A 21,297-nucleotide genomic window follows, 5' to 3' on the forward strand; every position below is an offset into this window, starting at 1 on the left:
TAGTTATGCTGTTGCCTCTAATGCCAAAACTTTAGCCAATGCTTTTAAGAACTTCGCATTTTCAGCTTCAGTACCAATCGATACACGTAGATGGTTGGCAATCCCTACAGGACGCACAATGACACCTTCTTTAAGTAAGGCATTAAAGGTTGCCGCAGGATCAGCTTGTACATCTACCAATAAGAAATTGGCGCGTGATGGCTCATAATTTAAGCCTAATGCTTGAAAACCTGCTTCCAATTGCGCCATACCGGCTTTATTGGAAACGCGAGATTTTTCAATAAATTCTTCATCTTTAAGTGCCGCAACTGCCGCTACCATCGCCAGATGATTGACGTTAAATGGCTGACGAATACGGTTTAAAAAATCCGTTACTTCAGCAGAAGCTAAAGCAAAACCAACACGTAAAGCAGCTAAGCCATAGCATTTAGATAAAGTACGGCTAATAATTAAATTTGGATATTTTTCTAAGAACTTTAAGCTGTTGAAGTTTTCTGGGAAATATTCCACATACGCTTCGTCTAACACCACAATCACGTTGCTTGGGACTTGCTGCATAAAGCCTTCAAATTCGGCTTCTTCAAACCAAGTACCGGTTGGGTTATTTGGATTGGCAATAAAGATCAGTTTGGTATTGTCTTTGACTGCTTTGGCCATGGCATCTAAATCATGCGCAAAACCTTTTGCAGGCACTTCAATGGCTTCAGCATTAATCGCTTGGGTCACCAAACCATACACTGCAAAGGCATGTTGGCTATACACCACTGAATCTTTGTCTGAAACAAAGGCACGCGCAAACATTTCTAATAAGTCGTTTGAACCATTACCTAAGGTAATTTGCTCATGTTGAACATTAAATTGCTGTGCCACTTGGTCTTTTAGAATATAACCGCCGCCATCTGGATAACGTCCAATTTCCGCCAACTCTGCTGCAACGGCTTGTTTGACTTTCTCTGAACAACCCAGTGGGTTTTCATTGGAAGCTAATTTAACAATATCCGTTAAACCCAATTCGCGTTCTAATTCGCTCATAGGCTTACCTGGTTGATAAGGCTTTAATTTTGCAATGCCGTCATTGGCTGGCACAAAGGTCATATTCTAACTTCCCGATGGAGACAATTATACCGAGCAGAACTGCGCGCCCCACTCGGCTTAAAACTTATAGCACAGCGATTGGGTATGAACCAAGCACACGCACTTCTTTGACTAAAGGACGGATTTCTTCAATCGCCGCTTTCACTTGTTCTTGCTCGATGTGACCTTCTAAATCAATAAAGAACACATAAGCCCATTTCTCTGGTAGTGCCGGACGCGTTTCAATACTGGTTAAGCTAATATTGTGTTTAGCAAATGGCGCTAAAATTTCCAGTAATGCACCAGCACGGTCATGCGCAGAAATTAACAATGAAGTCTTGTCATTGCCGCTTTGTGGCACTTTTTCACGACCAATGACCAAGAAACGCGTGGTGTTTTCAGGGTTATCTTCAATATTGCTATGTAGGATTTCTAAGTCATAAATGTTGGCTGCAATTTCAGAGGCAATAGCAGCTGAATGCCATTCGTTACGAATACGACGCGCCGCTTCTGCATTCGAACTTAATGCCACACGTTCAACACCTGGATAATGCGCGTCTAACCAACCACGGCACTGCGCCAACGTTTGTTGATGGGCATAAATTTGTTTAATGCTGTCTTTACGGGTATTTTCAGAAATTAAGAATTGATGATGAATACGTAACTCGACTTCACCAATCACATTTAAATGCGAAGCTTTAAAGCAATCTAAAGTATGGTTCACTACACCTTCCGATGAGTTTTCAACTGGTACTAAACCATAATGCGCGCTGCCTGCTTCGACTTCACGGAATACTTCATCAATGGTGGGTAATGGACGTACTACAGCATCTTGACCAAAATGCTTGAGCACTGCCGAATGAGTATAAGTACCCACAGGCCCTAAAAAGGCAATACTTTGCGGTGCTTCTAGCGCCAAGCATGCTGACATAATTTCACGGAATAAACGCGCCATGGTTGCATCAGACAACGGGCCATCATTACGCTCCATGACATTGCGTAACACTTGCGCTTCACGTTCCGGACGGTAAAACAATGGATTCTCTTCTTGCGCAAATTTGGCTTTTGCAACAGCTTCAGCTAAACGCGCACGGCGGCTAATCAGTTGTTGGATCTGTTGATCTACCGAGTCGATATCTTCACGAATTTTAGCTAAATCAAGAGAAGTCGTTGTGTTTTGATCGTCGTTGACCATTGTTATGTCGCCCTTCAGGAAATGTGATGCAAACAGTATAACAATAGAGAGCTTTGAAATGTTGCGCAATACAACTTTAATGGATTCAGTCTTAAAAACAGACAGTTGATTAAAATAACTGCAATTTCATCTCGAGCTTATTGCAACCCATTTCTTATTGTTTAGGCACCTATAACCATTAGTTTTATCTTGACTCAAAAGCCCCACAAAATTGGCAAATTTGCCCTGTTTTTTGGCAATTTTTCAACTAGGCAAAGCGCCTCTTTTTATGCACATTAAAGCCCTAAAACCAATAATAACGATCAAGGATGATATGCATGACCCTTTCTAGTGAGCGACCGTGGCAACAACATTTCCCAAAACAACTCATTGAGCAGCCTTTTGGCAAACAGCCTTTAGCCCAGCATTTAACTGAGCTGTTACAACATGCTGTCACACACTATGCCAAGCAACCTGCTTTTAGTATTGTATTAGCCAATGGCTTTAGCCAAACACTGAACTATCAGCAAATTGAACACTCTGCCAATCATTTGGCGAATTTTTTACAACATACTTGGCAGCTCCAAGCTGGCGATGTCATCGGTATTCAACTACCTAATAGCCTGCATTATCCAATTGCGGTATTGGCATGTTGGAAAATTGGCGTGATTATCAGTAATATCAATCCATTATATACCGCACGCGAATTGGAATATCAATTAAGCGATACCCAAGCCAAAGCCTTAATTGTCTCGGATTTATTTTTAGATACTTTTGAAAAAGTCATTAAGCAACAGCCCCAATTAGCACAGCTCAAACTTTTAACCGCAAGTTTAAGTGATTTTTTCCCTGCACCGATTCAGCAGCAGTTGGCGCAACATTTGCGTGAGCAAGCCAAGCAACAACAGCGCTGTAGCACACCTAGTTTGCCTTTTGAACGCTTTGAAGCTGCACTCGCACAAGGGGCAGCATTAGCCCCTTACCGGCCCCAGCAACATGCCACGGCAGTATATCAATACACAGGCGGAACAACAGGACGCAGTAAAGGCGCGATTATTAGTCATCAAAACTTAATTCATTTAATTGCAATGATGACACATTATCTAGAGGCCTATAAGAGACCTATTGACCATCAGCAATGCATTTTAACTGCCATTCCGCTGTATCATATTTTTGCATTTACCGTGAATTTTTTAAGCTTTATGCAAGCAGGTGGACATAATGTTTTAATCCCATCTCCTCGCCCAATGCACAATTTAAAACCCGCCTTTGAACAATTTAACATCACTTGGCTGACAGGCGTGGATACCTTATATGCTGGCTTGTTGGCAGAAGAGTGGTTTGTAAATCATCCACCTCAATTAAATTGTGCCATTGCTGGTGGTACAGCCCTACGCCCAAGTACCGCCGAACGTTGGACCCAAATCGTTGGCCCTATTTTAGAAGGCTATGGCATGACCGAAACCAGTTGTGCAGCGCTGTTACATCCGCCACTTGATCCAATCCGTCGTGGTTCAATTGGTTTTCCATTTCAAGGTTCTAATATCAAAATTATTGATGATCAAGGTCAAGAGCTAGGCATCAATCAAGCGGGTGAACTGTGTGTGCAAGGCCCACATATTGTCACAGCTTATTTAAATCGTGACGCAGAAAGCCAAGAGACTTTTATTGATGGCTGGCTGCATACAGGTGATATTGCCAAAATTGATGCCGAAGGCTTTTGTTATATCTTAGATCGCAAAAAAGATATGGTATTGGTTTCGGGTTTTAATGTATATCCCAATGAAGTTGAAGCGGTGCTGATGCTACATCCACATATTCGAGAAGCGGCAGTCATTGCTGTGGATGACCCTCAAACTGGTGAGGCAGTCAAAGCCTTTATTGCCACAGAACAAAGTATCGCGCCCGAGGAACTCATGGCACATTGCCGCCATCACCTCACCGCCTACAAGGTGCCTAAATATATTGAAGTTTTGGCTGAACTACCTAAATCTACCGTGGGTAAAATTTTACGCGCCGAACTGCGGCAACGTAAACAGCATGCCAAATCTGCTTAAAACGCATTTACTTTAAATGATCATTTCACCACAAAAACACCCTGCATCAAGCAGGGTTTTGTGGTTAGGCTAATACAGAAAATAAAAAGATTTCTAAGGATGGTCTCAATGTCTAAAAATATAGCACTGTTACTAGGCCCCAACTTTAGTGATGCTGAATATTTAGCCACAGCCGATACCTTACAATGTGCTGGGCATCAGCTGATTCATATTAGTCCATGTCTGGATCAGGTCATTTATGGCGAAAAACGCACCCCTGTCCAACTACAACAGCATTTACCTGATGTCTGTGTATTGGGGATTGATGGCTTAATGCTATTTGCCTTAGAGCAGCATCCTTGGGTGAGTGATTTTGTACAACGTGTGGCCAACGCGCATAAACCGATTTTTAGTTTGAGTCATGCCACTGAATTACTCATTGCCGCCAAAGTCGCTTATGGTCGACGTTTAACTGCCGCTAAAGATTGCCAAACACGTTTAACTGCTGCGGGCGCGGTGTATCTAGATCAAGCCGTGGTTAATGACCATAATCTGTATATCTCAAATCGTAGCCTTGCCGATTTACCTGCATTTTTGCAAGAAACCCTACAGGTTTTACGCGCGTAAAAACAAAAAATTGGCTGATAGCTTGTATCTCGCATGTACGAGAGATCAATCTGCTGCTCATAAAAAGAGTTTTTATCCTTGCCGCCCTGATGCACAATACAACCATCAGCTTTTCATTGACTTTGATGCACGCTATGAATAACAAACGTAACATTTATCAAGATTTTGAACATCCATTTGCCCAATTTGTTCGTATTGTGGGCAAAGGCAAAAATGGGGCGCGCTCGTTAAGCTATGAAGAAGCCTATCAAGCATTTTCGATGATTTTAAAAGATGAGGTGTTGGATGTGCAGCTCGGTGCATTTTTAATGTTGCTCCGAGTCAAAGAAGAATCTGTAGATGAATTAGCAGGTTTTGTGCAAGCCACCCGTGATCAATTGCAATTTAAGGCCTTAGATGTGGATTTAGACTGGTCATCTTATGCCGGCAAACGTAAACATTATCCGTGGTTTTTACTGGCCGCATTAACTTTAGCCAAGCATGGCTATAAAGTAGTGATGCACGGCGCTTCAGGACATACGATTAACCGCCTTTATACCGAACAAGTCTTACAATACTTAGGCTATTCAATTTGTGCTTCAGATAATGATGTAGAGCAGCAATTGGCTTTACATAATTTTGCCTATTTGCCGTTACATGCAATCTCGCCAATTTTAAGTGATTTGATTGGCTTACGAAATGTCATGGGTTTACGTTCCCCGATTCATACTTTGGCACGTTTAATTAATCCATTTAATGCCAAAGCTACTTTGCAAGCGATTTTCCACCCTGCTTACCGTAGTTCGCATCAGCAAGCTGCATTTAAGTTAGGTTATCAAAACAGTGCGGTGATTAAAGGCGAAGGCGGTGAATTTGAACGTAATCCTGATGCCAAAACCTTAATTTGTGGCATTCAAAATGGCGAGCTGTATGAGCATGAATTGCCTAAACTGACTGAAAATCGTAGCCCAATCGAAGAGGAACTGGATTTAAGTATTTTTAAAGCCGTATGGGAAGGCAAAGCATCACATGCTTATGGCGAAATTGCTGTGCCGGAAACCATGGGCATTGCCCTATACACGATGGGCGTATGTGACAACTATCCTGCAGCCATGCAAAAAGCGCGCGAGCTGTGGCAAACGCGCTTTGATGTATAGATGTATAAAAGTTTGATGCTGTGCGAGTGTGCACATTCAGTACTTTAACTTGCCTGAGCATGATCTGAGCGTTGATGAATTTGGCTTAGATCATGGTGATAATGCTGCAATAAGCGCGGATGCATCAGCCTAAACCAACGCTTTGGTCTAAATACATCGCCAAACAAGGCACCGTAGCCTTTGGGTAATAACGGTGCTGTAGGGTCGCTCTCCAGCAATTGAAACGGTTTAGTCGGATGCGCATGGTGGTCTCTATGCCGTTGTAATTGATAAAACAGTAAATTACTAAATAGGCTGTTATGGTTCCAACTGTGTTGCGCTGTCACAGGCGCATAATCACCATTGGCAAGGCGTTGCCGTTTTAAACCATAGTGCTCCATATAATTCACCGCTTCTAATAAGGTAATGGTGTACGCAACTTGCACTGCTTGGAATAACAGCCATTTTTTACCAAAAAGCTTGAGCATGCAGCCATGATAGATCAATCCTGCTGTCCAGACTTGCAGTAACTCATTGTTTAAACTCCAAAAGCTTAAATGTCTACGCGCTAAACGATTTTTTTCGATGTTAATCGCAGATTTAAAACCACCCATCACCGTACGCGGCAAAAAGCGCCAAAATGACTCCCCATAATAAGCAGATGCCGAATCGAGTGGCGTGGCGACAAAGCGATGATGACCATAATTATGTTCAATTCTAAAATGTGAGTAGGCGCTGGGTAACAAGGCAATATGCGCCAACAAATGTTTATATGTTTTAGATTTATGCCCTAGTTCATGTGCGACATTCATCCCCACCACATTTACCACAGACAATAAACTCGCGAGCAGCACTGTGTCTAATAGTGCAGTGTCTTTGCGCGTGGCTAAGTGCGCCGTATACAGATTGGCGACGTATTGCAGCGGAATATAGGCGGCGACCACACGGGTATAATAAGGATCATGTTGTAATTGTTTGAGTTGTTGTGGGGGCAGTGGCTGTGAATCTTCAGCAAAATAACGATCAAAAAAAGGAATCAGGCCATGTAAGGTGATTAAGCCGGTACTGGCAAATAAGCTCTGCAGCACTTTTGGACCTTTGGCAAAGCCAATTAATGCCCCTGTTGCAATCACAGGAATACTCAGTCCCAACAGCCACAATTTACGTTTTGGATCAGCATGCATTGTGCTACTCCTCAGCAAGTTATGCTTAGATTATGCCATGCTCCATACAGCCCTGATCGTGTATTCCTGCAATAAAAAAGACACCCGAAGGTGTCTTTTTGTTATACAAAACGAATCGGCTTGAATTCCGGCTCATTCTTGTGATGATCATCATCACATTCTTCGCCTTCTTCTTTGCTGCCACGGTCAATATAACCGCTACGCTCAGTTTCAGGTAAATGCTTCATTTCCCATGCATACACCGCTTGCATACAGGTTTGACGTTGCTCTTGCGTTAAAGCAACACCATTGGGCCATTTACCAATTTCAATGGCGGTACGTAAACGCTCGACAATTTCGGGGTTGAGCATCGCCAACATTTGTTCAATATTCATTATTCATCCTGCTGTTGCAATGAATCAAAACCTTGGTTCCACCCAAGCTTGGTACGGCATGCCATATAAAAATCATAGCCAGGTGGATGCAGTAAATTCAGTTTAAAGGGATGTTTACGGATATGTAAACTGTCGCCTACCCCTAAGGATACACTATGTTGCCCATCTGCGCTGACCATTGGTAAAACTCGGTTTTCACGAATGATGATTTTAATTTCGCTATTGCCCCCCACCACAATCGGGCGCGAGGACAAGGTATGCGGATGCATCGGCACTAAAGCAATGGCATCCATACTTGGATGTAAAATCGGGCCACCACCCGATAAAGCATACGCAGTGGAGCCGGTTGGTGTAGAAACAATTAAACCATCACTGTGCTGACGATACACATATTGCCCATCAATATTGAGCTCAAAATCAATCATATGCACGGATTTACCTGAGTGCAGAACCACATCGTTTAAGGCAATGGCTTGATAAATGGCTTCACCTTTGGAGCGCACTTCCATTTCTAGTAAAAAGCGCCGGTCACGTTGATATTCACCTTGTAACACCTGATCAAGCTTATGCAACACTTCTGTGGGTTTAATATCGGTTAAAAACCCCAGACGACCTCGGTTGACCCCAATCACAGGCGTATTATGACGCACCAAAGCGCGTGCGGCATGTAACAACGAGCCATCACCCCCCACCACAATCACCAAATCCACGACTTCACCTAATAAACTACGGCTCACGGTTTGAGTATTTTGGTACGGCACTAATTGGGCTGTTTCGATATCAAATACTGGGTGTAGACCTTGCACAACCAAATGGTCATGGATGAGACATAACGTTTCGACCACTGATGATTTATCAGGACGACCAATTAAGCCAATGTTTCGAAATGTCTTATGTGAAATATGCACCGACGATATCGCTCCGCTACGATTCGATTGCTATCATAGCATTAACCTGTTTAATTTAAAAAAACTTTAAAGCACTGAATCAACCCATTTTTTTTAAGTTATCTGTTCTATTGTTCACAGTTTGTTTCTTGCAAATTCTTGCAAAGCTTCGCATCATTGGTGTAATTGTCTTGGTTGTTATATGTCGTTATGAAGTCTGAGCGTGGTATAGGCATTATTGCTTTACTCTTTTGTATTTTAGTTATTGGTGCATTTTTAGCCTTTAGTGTCTACTTAATTCGCCTTGATAATGTAGTAAGAACCAAGTTTGAAGGACAACGTTGGGATATTCCTGCCAAAGTCTTTGCTCGCCCCCTACAGGTGTATAACAATGCACAAGTCAGCCAAGCTGAGTTTATGCAAGAATTAGATTTACTCGGTTATAAAAATTCAGATAGCTATAGTAAAACTGGGCATTATGTCAGCACAGGCAATACCTTATATGTACATACCCGTGGTTTTGACTTTGGCGATCATGTTGAACCTGAACAAATTTTAAAGGTCAATTTTGAAGGTGGTAAAATCACGCGGGTTAGTGCGACTAAACCTACTGTCAATGGCATTGCCCAATTAGAACCCATGCTGATTGGCGGCATTTATCCGCAGCACAATGAAGACCGTGTGCTCATTAAATTGGCTAACGTACCCAAGCCGTTAATTAATGCTTTAATTGCCACCGAAGATCGTAATTTCTACCATCATTATGGGGTATCGATTCGTGGTACTGCCCGTGCGGTAGTCTCCAATGTGACCGGTGGCAAGCGCCAAGGTGGCTCGACCCTAACCCAACAGTTGGTGAAAAACTTTTACTTAAGCCCTGAAAAAACCATCAAACGTAAAGTCAACGAAGCCTTTATGGCCATGCTGATTGAGCTGCATTACAGCAAAGAGGAAATTTTAGAAGCCTATTTAAACGAAGTTAATTTAGGGCAAAATGGTAACTATTCGATTAACGGCTATGGCCTTGCCTCACAGTTTTATTTTGGCTTACCCCTACGTGAATTGAATGTCGCACAACAAGCTTTTTTAGTCGGTTTAGTCCAAGGACCATCACTTTATAATCCGTGGCGCAATCCAGAGGCAGCTAAAAAGCGTCGTGATATTGTGCTCAACAATATGTTGGTGATGGGCTATTTAAGCCAAACAGATTATGAACGTGAAGTGGCACGCCCTTTAAATGTGATTAGCAAGCCCACTTTAGGCCCTGCGCGTTTTCCAGATTATTTAGATGTGGTACGTCGCCAATTACGTAGCGAATATCAAGAAACTGATTTAACTAATACAGGCGTGAGGATTTTTACCGCCCTTGATCCAATTGCGCAAACCAATGTACAAAAAAGCTTTAAAGCCTCCGTACAGCGTTTAGAAAAAGCCAATTCACGTTTAGACAATTTACAAGGTGCTGTGTTAGTGGCACGCCCTGACAATGGTGAGTTGGTGGCTGTGGTCGGTTCAAGTCAAGATTTTACGGGCTTTAACCGTGCTTTAGATGCCAAACGTCAAGTTGGCTCATTGTTAAAACCTGTGATTTATTTAACCGCGCTAGAATCTGGGCGTTACCACTGGGCCAGTCCCGTTGAGGACAGCTACATTAGCATTAGCTCTGAAGGCAAGGCATGGACGCCCAAAAACTATGCTGGCAATGAATATGGCATTGTTCCTATGGCTCGTGCGCTCTCACAATCATATAACTTGTCTGCGGTACGTTTAGGCCAAGAGTTTGGCTTGGCCAGCTTTAGCAATCATTTAAAACGTTTTGGTGTGACCAGTCCAATTCCGCCTTATCCATCCATTTTCTTAGGTGCGGTGGATATGTCACCCATGGAAGTATTAAGCATCTATTCCAACTTTGCTTCAGGCGGTGTGAAATATCCTGCTCGAGCGATTCGTAATGTCGTGGATAGTCAGGGACGTAATTTAACGCGTTTTGGCTTAGAGATGCAGCAAACCATTAAACCTGACAGTGCTTATGTGCTCAACTATGGCTTACAGCAGGTCATGCGAGTCGGTACTGGCCGTGCTGCCTATAACACACTGCCAAGCAATTTAAATTTAGCCGGCAAATCAGGCACTACCAATGATACACGCGATTCATGGTTTGCTGGTTATTCAGGCAATTATGTGTCTGTGGTTTGGTTAGGTTTAGATGATAACAAAGTGACAGGCTTAACAGGTTCATCTGGTGCATTGCCAGTATGGACCAATGTCATGGCACAATTACACCAACAACCAGTTAACTTACGTCAACCGAGCAATGTCTCTTGGCAATGGGTCGATACAGAATCAGGCGATAAACTTTCTGCCGAAGGCTGTGAAAATGCGGTGCACATTCCCATGCTGCGTAATTCAGTGCCACGCCGTGCTACACCTTGTGGCAGTGCGCATTATGAAGTGGTACCCGCAGAACCAAGCAGCAATGAATATCAACAACCTGAAGCACCACAACCTAGTGCTCCACCGCAAACTGAAGACAGCATAGAGAATTGGATACGACAAAGTGAATCAGAGATTCAGCAAGGACGTTATAATGACAATGGTGAGGTGATTTCAAGTGGCAGCTACACACAATAAACTATGTCAGGTGGGTCTGATGGCGGTGGGTATGATTTTAATAAGTGCCTGTAGCACCTCACCACCTCAAGCAATAGTAACACCTACCTCTATCATTCAAGAGGCAAAGCCACAGCGCTATACCACACCTACAGGTGTCACTATTATTCCTTACGATATCGAACCGATTATGCGTAAGTCATTATAAAAAAGGCACCCTCGGGTGCTTTTTTTTAAATAAAACGCTGACCTGCAATACCATAAGCTGCATAGTTTTTCGCTTCTTGTAAATCGTTTTGGCTTAAGCCACCCAAAGCAAATACAGGTATATGCATGGTTTGCGCTAGATGTTGAAATTTCGTCCAACCTAAAGGCTGTGCCTCAGGATGCGTGGCTGTGACATGCACTGGACTGAGTAACACTGCATCACAACCTATCTGCTCGGCATGTTTTAGGCTCACCTCATCATGGCAACTGGCAATATAGCGCTGACCAACGATTAAGTCATTTTTGCTCAAACTCAGCATCTGCTGTTGCTTAAGATGAATCGCACCTATATTGGCTTGCTGGATTGAGTTAAGTGCTTGGTATAACGCTATATTCACAATCAGATGTGGCAAATGCTCGACTGAAATCTCTGCTAGCATACTCAGTTGTTGTTCTAACGCTAAAGTGTTGCGCCAATACAACATCTTTTCAGCCCCACATTCAGCTAAATCCGTTAAATCGGCACTAATTTTTAGGTATTCTGGCCACACTAAGCGCTGAATTAGGCGTTGATTGGCTTTGGGGAAATTCAGCTCAGGCAATTGCTCACGGGTATACCAACGCCATGGCTGCTGAATTTCATTGTTCAATGCATCAGGGACAACGGCATGAAAAATATGCAGATTCACAATTAAATCTTCATATTCATGCTGAATAAAATCAAAACTCTGCCACTGTTGTATATCAATTCCCACTTCTTCCAACACCTCACGGCGACAGGCCTCAAGCGCTGTTTCTCCAGCTTCGACCTTGCCTCCTGGAAATTCATATTTATTGCCTTGATGCTGATCGGCTTCACGAAAGCCTACCAACACTTGACCATGCTGCAATAAGATTGCAATAGCGACGTTGAGTTGTGCTTTAGACATTGACTCTTTCCTTGGCTTTTTGGCTAGTCTACGCAATTTTACGCTTTTTATAAATTAGCCGTTGACAGGTGTATTCGATAATGATTATCATTTAAATCACTACAACACACCACGACAATGACGGAGAATTCCAACATGAACGCACCATTTAGCCTATTTACTCGTCATACTGAATCTCAGCATGCCTTGCCGATGCTGCATTCCAATAACTTATTTGCTTTAGGTCGAGAAATTCGCATTATGCATGCGGGCGAAGAATACCGTTTACGCTTAACTCGCAATAATCGTTTGATTTTAACTAAATAATAGCAAGTAGAACAGAATAAGAAACGTGGTCACTCAAGGCAGACATTCAGCGCAGTCTGCCTTTTTTTATTAAAATTCAATACATGCTACTAAACCGCCTGTGTCTCCTGCGCTAAAGCTTAAACGCCCACCATGTAGGGCGATAATTTTTTGGCAAATCGAAATTCCTAAACCAGAACCCTGACTTTTCGTACCTAATGCGCGATAAAAACGCTCTCCCAAACGTGCCAAAATTTCTGCATTCATAGGCTCACCCGCGTTACTGATGCGAATCTGCTGTTGTGCAACATCAATGCTCAGTTGTACCGTGGCTGCAGGCGGACTATAGCGAATCGCGTTGTCTACTAAATTACGTATGCAGGTAAACAGTAATTCACGATTACCCTCCACCCATAGCGCATGTAGATCTAAATCCAATACAATATTTTTTTCTTGAATAAAAGGCAATAAGGCTTCTAAAACCTCTAAACTGATTTCTCTTAAATCACAAGCTTGGGTTGGTAAACCCTGTGCTTGGCTTGGATCAAGACGTGCCAAAAGCAATAAATTCTCTAAAATTTGTGTACTGCGTGCCACATCGTTTTGTATCGGTTGTAAATCTTGTGCCAATTGTGTTTGATCTTGATATTTACGTTTTAACACCTGCAAACGCATGTGAATTGCGGATAAAGGCGAACGTAACTCATGCGAGGCATCAGCGGTAAAGCGTTGTTCGGCATGTAAAGATTGATCTAAACGCGCGAGCAATTGGTTGATCTGGGTTAAAATGGGTTGTAACTCACGAAACTCAGCCTCTGGCGTAGCAATCGGACTTAAGTCTTGTGCATGCTTTTGCCCAATACTTTTTGATAACAACACCAAACTTTTAAATTGGCGCTGAATGGCAAAGCGCACCAGTAACCATTGCAGTAACCACAATAAGCCTAATACCCCAGCAAAGCCTGCAAAAAATTCAGCCAAATCATGCAGCCGAATCGCAAGAGGTTGATAAACATAGGCCTGCATGTCATTTTCATCTAATACATAACTACGCCAAAATTGCCCATTTGACCAAAAAATCCCGTATTCAGTTGCTGGCTGTTGCTGCTCAAAAGCAAAGTCAGGAGACGTTACCAAGGTGAAATCTTGTATTTTTAAACTGTATTGAATGGCAAATTCTTCACTCAGTTCATCAATATGACTGCCTGATTGGCTACTGATATCACTGATCACTAACATATCTGCCACTTCATCCATGATTTCATCATGAATCTGCATAGTGTGATAAATCGAAAGTGCTAAAAACACCAACAGCGCCAAGACACCTGCCACAATAGAGCTTAAAATTGAGGTTTTAATCAGCTGACTTTGCAGCGATATGGCTTTTTTCATTGCGGTTGCTGCATGCGATAACCTAAACCGCGTAGGGTTTTAATATAGTGGCTGCCAATTTTTTTACGTAACTGTGAAATAAAAACTTCAATGGCATTACTTTCGACTTCACTCCCCCATGCATATAACGATTCTTCGAGCTGTTCACGGGTCAGCACATGCTCAGGTTTTTGCATCAGTTTATGCAAAATCTGAAATTCTTTGGCAGTTAAATTGATGATTTGACCCGCTTGGGTCAAGGTTTTGGCTTGTGGATCTAGCACTAAGTCGGCAAAACGTAAATCATGGCTTTTTTGGCTTTGATGTTGACGCAATTGACTACGAATCCGTGCTGAAAGTTCTTCTAAACTAAAGGGTTTGACTAAATAGTCATTCGCACCTAAATCAAGCCCCGAAACCCGATCTTGTACAGTATCGCGCGCGGTAATCATCAACACAGGGGTTTGACCATTATGCCGACGCAAAGCGATTAAAATCTCATCCCCTGTGGCTTTGGGCAAACCACGATCCAGCAACACACAGTCATATTGGTGCTGCTCTAAAGCCAAAATGGCATAATCTCCTCGCTCTACCCAATCAACATTGTAACCATCCATCTCCAGCCAAGTTTTAATGCTTTCAGCCTGTGCGGCATCGTCTTCTGCCAATAATATGCGCATGCTTGATCCTTGTTGTTTTTGTCCACTATACAAAAAAACCACATCGCAAGGTATGTGGTTTTTTGATCATCGTTGAATCAATTAGAATTTTACTGCATCTACATCAATTTCAACACGTTTGGTTGGCTTATAATCCACATCTACTTCACCCATTAAGGTGACAGGGGTATTGGCTGCAATCGGTTTGCCTTGCCATAAGTCATCATCAATATCAACAGTCATGCTGCCTGTTGCATCACGGAATTGGTATTTTTCATCGCCAATGGCCTTCACCACATAGCCCTTCACCTGAACTTTCGTATCGTCTTTGGCAGCTAAAGCTTGTTTTACCGTCATGACAGGCGTGCTAATTGCCTGTTGATTCACGGCAGTGTTGGCAGTTGCTAGAGCAGCGCTGAATGCAACGCTTGCTGCGATTAAAGTTTTTGCGATCATATTCATATTAAGCTCCAACATATAGCTGATGTCTTTTCGATGAAGTCATTAAAACAAACCAAACTGAAGATAAGCTGAAGATGGGTAAATTTATGTATTAATTTAACGGCACCACACGCAATACTTCTTCTAAGGTGGTTTCACCTTGAATCACTTTACGTGCCCCTGCAATTCTTAATGGCTCCACGCCTTCTTTTTGCACCTGAAATTTTAATTTTTCTAAAGTGGCATCACGCCCGATCATTTGCTTAAGCTCCAAACTCATCGGCATAAACTCATAGATACCAATCCGTCCTTTATATCCTGTGTCACGACACGCCTCACAGCCTACCGCTTTATAGACAAAATTTGGCATTTGAAATTGATAGCCAAAAGTAAGGTGTTTCCAATCTTGTTCATTAATAAACGTTTCTTGTTTACACTGTGGACATAAACGACGCACCAAACGCTGTGCCAATACCCCTAAAATAGTGGCTGACGTTAAAAACGGTTGTACGCCTAAATCATGTAAACGGGTTAAACTGGAAGGCGCATCATTGGTATGTAAAGTCGATAACACCAAATGTCCAGTCAGCGCGGCTTGAATCGCCATATTGGCAGTATCTTGGTCACGAATCTCCCCGACCATAATAATGTCAGGGTCCTGACGCATTAACGCCCGAATACCATCTGCAAAACCTAAATCAATCGCATGATTGACTTGCATCTGGTTAAAGCTGGGTTCAAGCATTTCAATCGGGTCTTCAATAGTACAGACATTGACTTGCTCCGTCGCAAGCTGCTTTAAACTTGAATATAAGGTGGTGGTTTTACCCGAACCCGTTGGCCCCGTGACTAAAATAATACCGTGACTGTTTTGACTCACCGCCTGCCATTGGCTAAGTAATTTTTCATCAAAGCCTAATTCGCTAAATGAACGTACCAGAACCTCGGGGTCAAAAATACGCATCACTAATTTTTCCCCAAAAGCGGTGGGTAAGGTCGATAAACGTAACTCGGTTTCGCGACCTTTGGGGGTGCGGGTTTTTAGGCGTCCGTCTTGCGGCTTACGTTTTTCTGCCACATTCATACGCCCTAAAATTTTAATCCTTGAAATCACCGCCATTAAAGTATTGGCCGGCATGTGATAAATGGTATGTAACACGCCATCAATGCGAAAACGAATTTTGCCTTGTTCTTTGCGCGGCTCTAAATGCACATCACTGGCACCTTGCTCAAAGGCAAACTGTAAAATCCAGTCGACTAATTTCACAATATGTTGATCATTGGCATCCGGATTTTGGCTATCACCCAACTGTAATAAGGTTTCTACCCCTTGATGCTCACGTTCGTAGGCACCGGATTTTTGTGAGCCACTGACCGCACGGCTGACTTGGTAATATTCCACCAAATAGCGCTGTAAATGCTCAGGATTTAGCATCACAGCTTGAATGCTTTTAGGCGCAAGGCTACGCGCTAAATTGTGCTGCCAATCGGTCATAAAGGGCTGTGCCGTCGCAATCAAAATTTGCTCATCTTGTACGTCCACGGCTAAAATTTTATTGCGTAGGGCAAATTCTTGTGACATCACTGCGGTCAATGCAGGCACATCCGCTTTAAGGGGATCAATGACATACAGCGGTAGATTGGCCTTTTTTGCCAACCATTCGCTCAAGAAGTTGAGCGTTAGGATTTGGGTAAGATCATGCTGATTTTTAAGATTAAAACTGGCAATCCATTGCAAAGGATGCCATTGCAGCTGCTCACGCTGACGATGCGTGGTTTGTACTAAAAGTTTTTCTCGATCAGTAATATAGCCATCATTTTTAAGTTGTTCTAAACACCATGTACTGTCAATTTCAAAATTAAATTGCATTATTTTGTCCCCAAATCATGGGGTTAATATAACAAAAATTGATAAATCACGGCCGGCTTTTTTAGCTAAACGAGGTGCAAATAGACCGTTTAAAACACTACACTATTGCCATATTCACATGAAAAAAATGATGTAAAAATAACCAACACTATTTATTTAAATTTTGGGGTAAAGCATGAAAGTTCAAATTCTTACGCTGTGTATCAGCGCCTTGTTACTCAGCGCTTGTGGTGGCGGTGGTGGTTCTTCAAGTACTGAATCAACGTCTCCAAGCCCCTCACCTGAAAATCCACAACAGCCTACACCACCAAAGCCAAATACCACCCTACAGCAGTGGCATCTTATTGACCTTGAAGACCGCCCTACAGCATCGAGCTGGTTACGCGAATTTGAACTGTATCGCAATGTGCTGTCTTTCAGCGATGGTAAATTCTATACGCTTGAAGATGGCGATAGCATGTATTTCACTGCAGATGCCGTTTATCAGGTCAATGATTTACCCAAAGCTAAATACGGTTATGAATATGGTTCAGGCGCCATCACCGATGAGGCGATGACCATTCGTCTACGTTCCACACTCGGCAAAGAAAAGTTAGAATTGACCAACTACGTCAAAAAAATAGATATTAGCGGCAATGATCTTCTGCCACGTTTACAACCTGAACTAAATTGGCAACTCAACCATCTGAGTTTGGATGAGCTTCAACGCACTATTTCTGTACAAGATTTAAATACACTGCAAGCCTTACAAAAATTAAAATTCCCGCAAGGCTCAGTGTGCCTACAAAAACAAGCTTCTGCCAATAATCAAGCCTATATTGTAGTTGATATCGAACCTAAACAAGAGCAGCAAGGTTTTCTTGACTATGCCAAGCAGTATGGCACTGATCCCAATATCTTAAAGTTCACTTACATGAATAGTATCTCTTACATCAACAAAGATAACCGTAATTGGGGTTACACAGAATACCAAAACCGTTATTACTGGAGTGAATACAATGAAAAAGGGATTGAATATTCCGTGGCAGATGATTTAGAACAAAAACGTCAGCAGGTACAACAGCTCGATTTAAGTGCTGCCGAAAAAGCCGCACGTTTAGCACGAATCGACCACATTGCTGAAGGCTGTACCTACTATAATAAAACTGCAGCAGATTATATTTTTACCCATGTAAATTACTAAATACCACAAACAGCATATACGTGCTAAAGCGCGTGTATGCTGATTTGATTTTCATCAACACTAAAACGCACATTTAAATTGGCAAAGCTCATACCATAGATGCGCTCAGGATCATCTTGATATGCCGGACGTGGATCAAGTGCTAAGACTTGCTCAAGCTCTTGACAGGTTTGTAGATTAATTTTGCCTTTTTTTACTAATTCATCACGTGAAATTCGTGCATTTTCCAACCAAACAACTTGCTTACGCACGGGCTCATCTTGTGCATAAGCACTTTTTGCATCCGTCACTGCATCTGAATATTGAATATAGGGCTTAATATCCACAAGCGGTGTGCCATTGAGCAGGTCACTACCGACGACATAAACCCGCACCGTTTTACCGACTTTTTCCACCTTTTTGAGCTTAACCACAGACAAACCAATTGGGGCTGGACGATACATACTGCGACTGGCAAATACACCAATTTTTTGATTGCCGCCTAAACGTGGCGGACGAATTTGCGGACGAAACTTAGTGCTATCTTGTTGATTTTTATTATCATGAAACTGCCACAGTAACCATAGATGACTAAACTCCTCGATCCCGACAAACGCATTTAAATCATTATACGGCCCGATCATTTCAATATAGGATTCTACCTCCACCAAATTTGGCTGCCGCGGGATACCAAACTTCTCTTGGTAAGGAGAGCGCATATAGCCAATAATCGGCAGCGTTACAGTCGTCGTCATCACTTTTTCTGATAAGCTCAATTAAATATATTCAGTTTATCGAGAATGATTTTAGATTAGAATAGCAACCTGTTCTAATTTGATAATTTATTGAGACCTTTAATGGCTGCTTTTAACGTCGAAAAGATTACTCATGTCCACCACTGGAATGACACTTTATTCTCTTTTAAAACGACTCGTGACCAAGCTCTGCGTTTTAAAAACGGTCAGTTTGTGATGATCGGTCTTGAAGTCAATGGCAAGCCTTTAATGCGTGCATACTCAATTGCCAGCGCAAACTACGAAGAAGAGTTAGAATTCTTCTCAATTAAAGTGCCAGATGGTCCTTTAACCTCTATTTTACAAAAAGTTAAAGTGGGTGATGAAATCTTGGTTTCTAAAAAACCAACAGGTACTTTAGTACTGGATGATTTAAACCCAGGTAAAAACTTATACCTTCTCTCTTCAGGTACAGGTCTTGCACCATTCTTGTCAACGATTCGTGACCCAGAAACTTACGAACGTTTTGAAAAAATTATCGTGGTACATGGTACACGTTTTGTTTCAGAATTGGCCTACCAAGACTTAATTGAAAACGAAATTCCAAACCATGAATTCTTTGGCGAATTAGGCGCGAAAGAAAAACTGGTTTACTACCCAACTGTGACGCGTGAAGATTTCCATACTCAAGGCCGTGTCACCACTGCAATTGAAACTGGTGCGTTATTTGAGAAAATCGGTTTACCACGTTTTAACCCAGAAACTGACCGTGCCATGTTATGTGGTTCACCTGCGTTCCTTGACGATGTGGCTGCGCTACTTGACCAACACGGTCTTAAAGAATCACCACGTATGGGTGTTCTAGGTGACTACGTGATTGAACGTGCATTCGTTGAAAAATAATTTTATTTTTCTATAAAAAAACCGCGCATTTTGCGCGGTTTTTTTTATCTTTTACAGACGATAGAAAATTCTTCCACTTCCATATCAAAAATCATTAAGTTGAGTAGCATCTCATTTGCTGTTAATGTTTTGATCTTAAGCTCCATTGGCTCTGGATCAGCTAAAGCTGCTTTTAAATTCACTTTGGCTTCAAGCTCAGGATGATCTGTGCTGAATTTTTTTACATCATATTGATCCAAGATTAATTTCATACCCTCTAAGTGCCAACGCGCCTGAATCTCATAGTTAAATTGTGCTTTCTCTCGTTCATTTTCAAGGGTAGAAACAGTCTTCTGTCGCTGTTGTTGATTTTTCTGAAAAGACCATTGCATTTGGCTTTTCGCATCATAACCCATATAGTCCATGGCTTCCGTACATGACCAATCCCCCACAATAGCCGCATCTAGAGACGTAAGCGTTTGCGCATTTATAGCGCTGCTGCATGCCGTTAAGCATAAAACCGTTAATAATTTTGTTATATAGTTCTGAATGTACATAATTGAGTCCATTTTTAATATTTTAGTCACATGACTTTTCAATTATACCCGCCTGTGATGAAGTTAAAATGAAATCTATCTTTTAAACTTAAGTGTTGATGTGAGCTCGCTAAAAAATTTGGCTGAGGTATTTGATTAGCGTAGTCGCCCTTCTTGGTTTGCAGAACCGATACAATTTGCCCCACCACCGATTATAAAACCACGTTCGGCATGGCAAGAGCCTATCATTTTGCCATTTGCATCATAAGTGGTCACGGTAGAAGCACAAGCGCTTATCATTAAACTGATAAGGCTCAAAAGCATCATTTTTTTCATCATATTTCCCCATTAATATGCATTAAGTTGTATTTTGGCAGTGTCGGGTAGCGCAAGTAATTCAAGCTCCCCATTGGCTTTGCGTTTGGCAAAGCTTAAATTATGATCGTGAGCATAACCATAACAAGATGCTATACCCTGAAGGGGGGTTAAAAAAGCAGTGGCCTTACATGAGCCAACCACCCTCCCATGCTGATCATATGTCATCACTTTGGCACTACAACCCACCCATAATGCACTGCTGCCGAGCAGTAACAATTTGATTATGCTTTTGAACATACTTTCCCCAAGTTTTCTGCACGCTAAAAACAATATTTTTTATCAATTCGCCTCATTCTAGTGAATTGTTACCTTTTGTAAAGAGATATTTATCAAGTTTTTTTATGCAAATAAATATAAATTAAAATACTGTTATTTATATGTTTTTTACAAAAATTAGTTCACATTTTTATTAAAAATATAGGCTTTTTTGGCAAATAATCTTGAGTGTTTTACTAGGTTGAATCTCAATAAAAAAGCCTTACAATAAAACCATAATTTTTATATGCCTTTATCTGTGCTATTTGCAATTAGCATCCATAAGCTATGGCTGCTCAACACGAAGTACATATGCAAGGTGAAAAATGAAAGGGGGCTGATAATAAAAAAAGGAACTTGGGTGTTAGCGTCCAAAGTTCCTATAAAACAAGAATATAAAACTTATAAACTTGTGAAGAGGTCAGTGTGCTTGGGGACACACTGACCTTATTCTCTTATTGTCCAGAACGAATAATATAATCAAAAGCAGACAGTGATGCTTTCGCA

At 41.9% G+C, this 21,297-nt stretch carries 21 protein-coding genes; 8 read left to right on the forward strand and 13 right to left on the reverse strand.

Annotation, left to right across the window (positions count from 1 at the left end):
- Positions 1 to 3 precede the first annotated feature (3 nt).
- Positions 4 to 1,095 carry a histidinol-phosphate transaminase gene (gene hisC, locus CYK47_RS09905; protein WP_122901308.1) on the reverse strand — a complete coding sequence of 364 codons (1,092 nt, stop codon included), beginning with the start codon at positions 1,093 to 1,095 and terminating at the stop codon, positions 4 to 6.
- A gap of 64 nt (positions 1,096 to 1,159) precedes the next feature.
- A complete protein-coding gene (gene pheA / locus CYK47_RS09910; RefSeq protein ID WP_122901310.1) occupies positions 1,160 to 2,269 on the reverse strand; it encodes a prephenate dehydratase in 1,110 nt (369 codons plus the stop codon).
- 317 nt (positions 2,270 to 2,586) lie between these two features.
- Between pheA and CYK47_RS09915 the strand changes: the two genes are divergently transcribed.
- The 3 genes from CYK47_RS09915 (at position 2,587) to CYK47_RS09925 (ending at position 6,047) form a co-directional block, all read left to right on the forward strand.
- The gene (locus tag CYK47_RS09915) at positions 2,587 to 4,305 is read left to right on the forward strand and encodes an AMP-binding protein (RefSeq protein WP_122901312.1); all 1,719 of its coding nucleotides are present in this window, start codon (positions 2,587 to 2,589) and stop codon (positions 4,303 to 4,305) included.
- A gap of 108 nt (positions 4,306 to 4,413) precedes the next feature.
- Positions 4,414 to 4,911 carry a DJ-1/PfpI family protein gene (locus CYK47_RS09920; protein ID WP_164709178.1) on the forward strand — a complete coding sequence of 166 codons (498 nt, stop codon included), beginning with the start codon at positions 4,414 to 4,416 and terminating at the stop codon, positions 4,909 to 4,911.
- Between the two features lie 134 nt (positions 4,912 to 5,045).
- The gene (locus CYK47_RS09925) at positions 5,046 to 6,047 is read left to right on the forward strand and encodes a glycosyl transferase family protein (protein ID WP_122901353.1); all 1,002 of its coding nucleotides are present in this window, start codon (positions 5,046 to 5,048) and stop codon (positions 6,045 to 6,047) included.
- Between the two features lie 44 nt (positions 6,048 to 6,091).
- Here the strand turns inward: CYK47_RS09925 and CYK47_RS09930 are convergent, their stop codons facing one another.
- The 3 genes from CYK47_RS09930 to CYK47_RS09940 all read right to left on the reverse strand — a co-directional run bounded on the left by CYK47_RS09930 (position 6,092) and on the right by CYK47_RS09940 (position 8,492).
- The gene (locus CYK47_RS09930) at positions 6,092 to 7,210 is read right to left on the reverse strand and encodes an alkane 1-monooxygenase (protein WP_122901316.1); all 1,119 of its coding nucleotides are present in this window, start codon (positions 7,208 to 7,210) and stop codon (positions 6,092 to 6,094) included.
- 101 nt (positions 7,211 to 7,311) lie between these two features.
- Positions 7,312 to 7,584: a YeaC family protein gene (locus CYK47_RS09935; protein ID WP_122901318.1), complete on the reverse strand. Its 273-nt coding sequence runs from the start codon at positions 7,582 to 7,584 to the stop codon at positions 7,312 to 7,314.
- The gene (locus tag CYK47_RS09940) at positions 7,584 to 8,492 is read right to left on the reverse strand and encodes an NAD(+) kinase (protein ID WP_502697058.1); all 909 of its coding nucleotides are present in this window, start codon (positions 8,490 to 8,492) and stop codon (positions 7,584 to 7,586) included. The genes CYK47_RS09935 and CYK47_RS09940 overlap by 1 nt, the downstream gene beginning before the upstream one ends.
- A 189-nt stretch (positions 8,493 to 8,681) precedes the next feature.
- Between CYK47_RS09940 and mrcB the strand changes: the two genes are divergently transcribed.
- Positions 8,682 to 11,102 carry a penicillin-binding protein 1B gene (gene mrcB, locus CYK47_RS09945; protein WP_122901321.1) on the forward strand — a complete coding sequence of 807 codons (2,421 nt, stop codon included), beginning with the start codon at positions 8,682 to 8,684 and terminating at the stop codon, positions 11,100 to 11,102.
- Entirely contained in the window at positions 11,083 to 11,289 is a 207-nt protein-coding gene (locus CYK47_RS15485) for a hypothetical protein (RefSeq protein ID WP_164709179.1), read from the forward strand. Before mrcB ends, CYK47_RS15485 begins: the two co-directional genes overlap by 20 nt.
- 25 nt (positions 11,290 to 11,314) lie before the next feature.
- On the opposite strand, the gene CYK47_RS09950 is transcribed toward CYK47_RS15485, so the two are convergent.
- On the reverse strand, positions 11,315 to 12,217 hold the full coding sequence (locus CYK47_RS09950) for an NUDIX domain-containing protein (protein ID WP_122901323.1): 903 nt from the start codon (positions 12,215 to 12,217) through the stop codon (positions 11,315 to 11,317).
- 135 nt (positions 12,218 to 12,352) lie between these two features.
- Here CYK47_RS09950 and hemP point away from each other — a divergent pair, with 135 nt between their 5' ends.
- Positions 12,353 to 12,523: a hemin uptake protein HemP gene (gene hemP / locus CYK47_RS09955; RefSeq protein WP_122901325.1), complete on the forward strand. Its 171-nt coding sequence runs from the start codon at positions 12,353 to 12,355 to the stop codon at positions 12,521 to 12,523.
- 69 nt (positions 12,524 to 12,592) lie between these two features.
- Here hemP and CYK47_RS09960 read toward each other — a convergent pair whose 3' ends face one another.
- The 4 genes from CYK47_RS09960 to tfpB all read right to left on the reverse strand — a co-directional run bounded on the left by CYK47_RS09960 (position 12,593) and on the right by tfpB (position 16,843).
- The gene (locus CYK47_RS09960) at positions 12,593 to 13,894 is read right to left on the reverse strand and encodes a sensor histidine kinase (RefSeq protein WP_122901327.1); all 1,302 of its coding nucleotides are present in this window, start codon (positions 13,892 to 13,894) and stop codon (positions 12,593 to 12,595) included.
- Positions 13,891 to 14,553 carry a response regulator transcription factor gene (locus CYK47_RS09965; protein WP_122901329.1) on the reverse strand — a complete coding sequence of 221 codons (663 nt, stop codon included), beginning with the start codon at positions 14,551 to 14,553 and terminating at the stop codon, positions 13,891 to 13,893. Before CYK47_RS09965 ends, CYK47_RS09960 begins: the two co-directional genes overlap by 4 nt.
- Before the next feature lie 81 nt (positions 14,554 to 14,634).
- A complete protein-coding gene (locus CYK47_RS09970) occupies positions 14,635 to 14,994 on the reverse strand; it encodes a NirD/YgiW/YdeI family stress tolerance protein (RefSeq protein ID WP_122901331.1) in 360 nt (119 codons plus the stop codon).
- Positions 14,995 to 15,085: 91 nt separating this feature from the next.
- Positions 15,086 to 16,843, reverse strand: a complete 1,758-nt coding sequence (gene tfpB / locus CYK47_RS09975) for a type IV pilus assembly ATPase TfpB (protein WP_122901333.1) — start codon at positions 16,841 to 16,843, stop codon at positions 15,086 to 15,088.
- Between the two features lie 175 nt (positions 16,844 to 17,018).
- On the opposite strand from tfpB, the gene CYK47_RS09980 reads away from it, so the two are divergent.
- On the forward strand, positions 17,019 to 18,026 hold the full coding sequence (locus CYK47_RS09980) for a hypothetical protein (protein WP_122901335.1): 1,008 nt from the start codon (positions 17,019 to 17,021) through the stop codon (positions 18,024 to 18,026).
- A gap of 23 nt (positions 18,027 to 18,049) precedes the next feature.
- Here CYK47_RS09980 and tsaA read toward each other — a convergent pair whose 3' ends face one another.
- Positions 18,050 to 18,760 (reverse strand): tRNA (N6-threonylcarbamoyladenosine(37)-N6)-methyltransferase TrmO, encoded by a 711-nt coding sequence (tsaA, locus tag CYK47_RS09985; protein WP_122901337.1) that lies wholly within the window; start codon positions 18,758 to 18,760, stop codon positions 18,050 to 18,052.
- 102 nt (positions 18,761 to 18,862) lie between these two features.
- On the opposite strand from tsaA, the gene CYK47_RS09990 reads away from it, so the two are divergent.
- Positions 18,863 to 19,642 (forward strand): ferredoxin--NADP reductase, encoded by a 780-nt coding sequence (locus tag CYK47_RS09990; RefSeq protein ID WP_122901339.1) that lies wholly within the window; start codon positions 18,863 to 18,865, stop codon positions 19,640 to 19,642.
- Positions 19,643 to 19,686: 44 nt separating this feature from the next.
- On the opposite strand, the gene CYK47_RS09995 is transcribed toward CYK47_RS09990, so the two are convergent.
- Both CYK47_RS09995 and CYK47_RS10000 read right to left on the reverse strand, forming a co-directional pair.
- The gene (locus tag CYK47_RS09995; RefSeq protein ID WP_122901341.1) at positions 19,687 to 20,178 is read right to left on the reverse strand and encodes a hypothetical protein; all 492 of its coding nucleotides are present in this window, start codon (positions 20,176 to 20,178) and stop codon (positions 19,687 to 19,689) included.
- 135 nt (positions 20,179 to 20,313) lie between these two features.
- Positions 20,314 to 20,493, reverse strand: coding sequence for a hypothetical protein (locus tag CYK47_RS10000; protein WP_122901343.1), 180 nt, complete (start codon positions 20,491 to 20,493; stop codon positions 20,314 to 20,316).
- Positions 20,494 to 21,297: the final 804 nt, after the last annotated feature.

This window comes from Acinetobacter sp. B51(2017) (assembly GCF_003711395.1).
Classification (GTDB): domain Bacteria; phylum Pseudomonadota; class Gammaproteobacteria; order Pseudomonadales; family Moraxellaceae; genus Acinetobacter.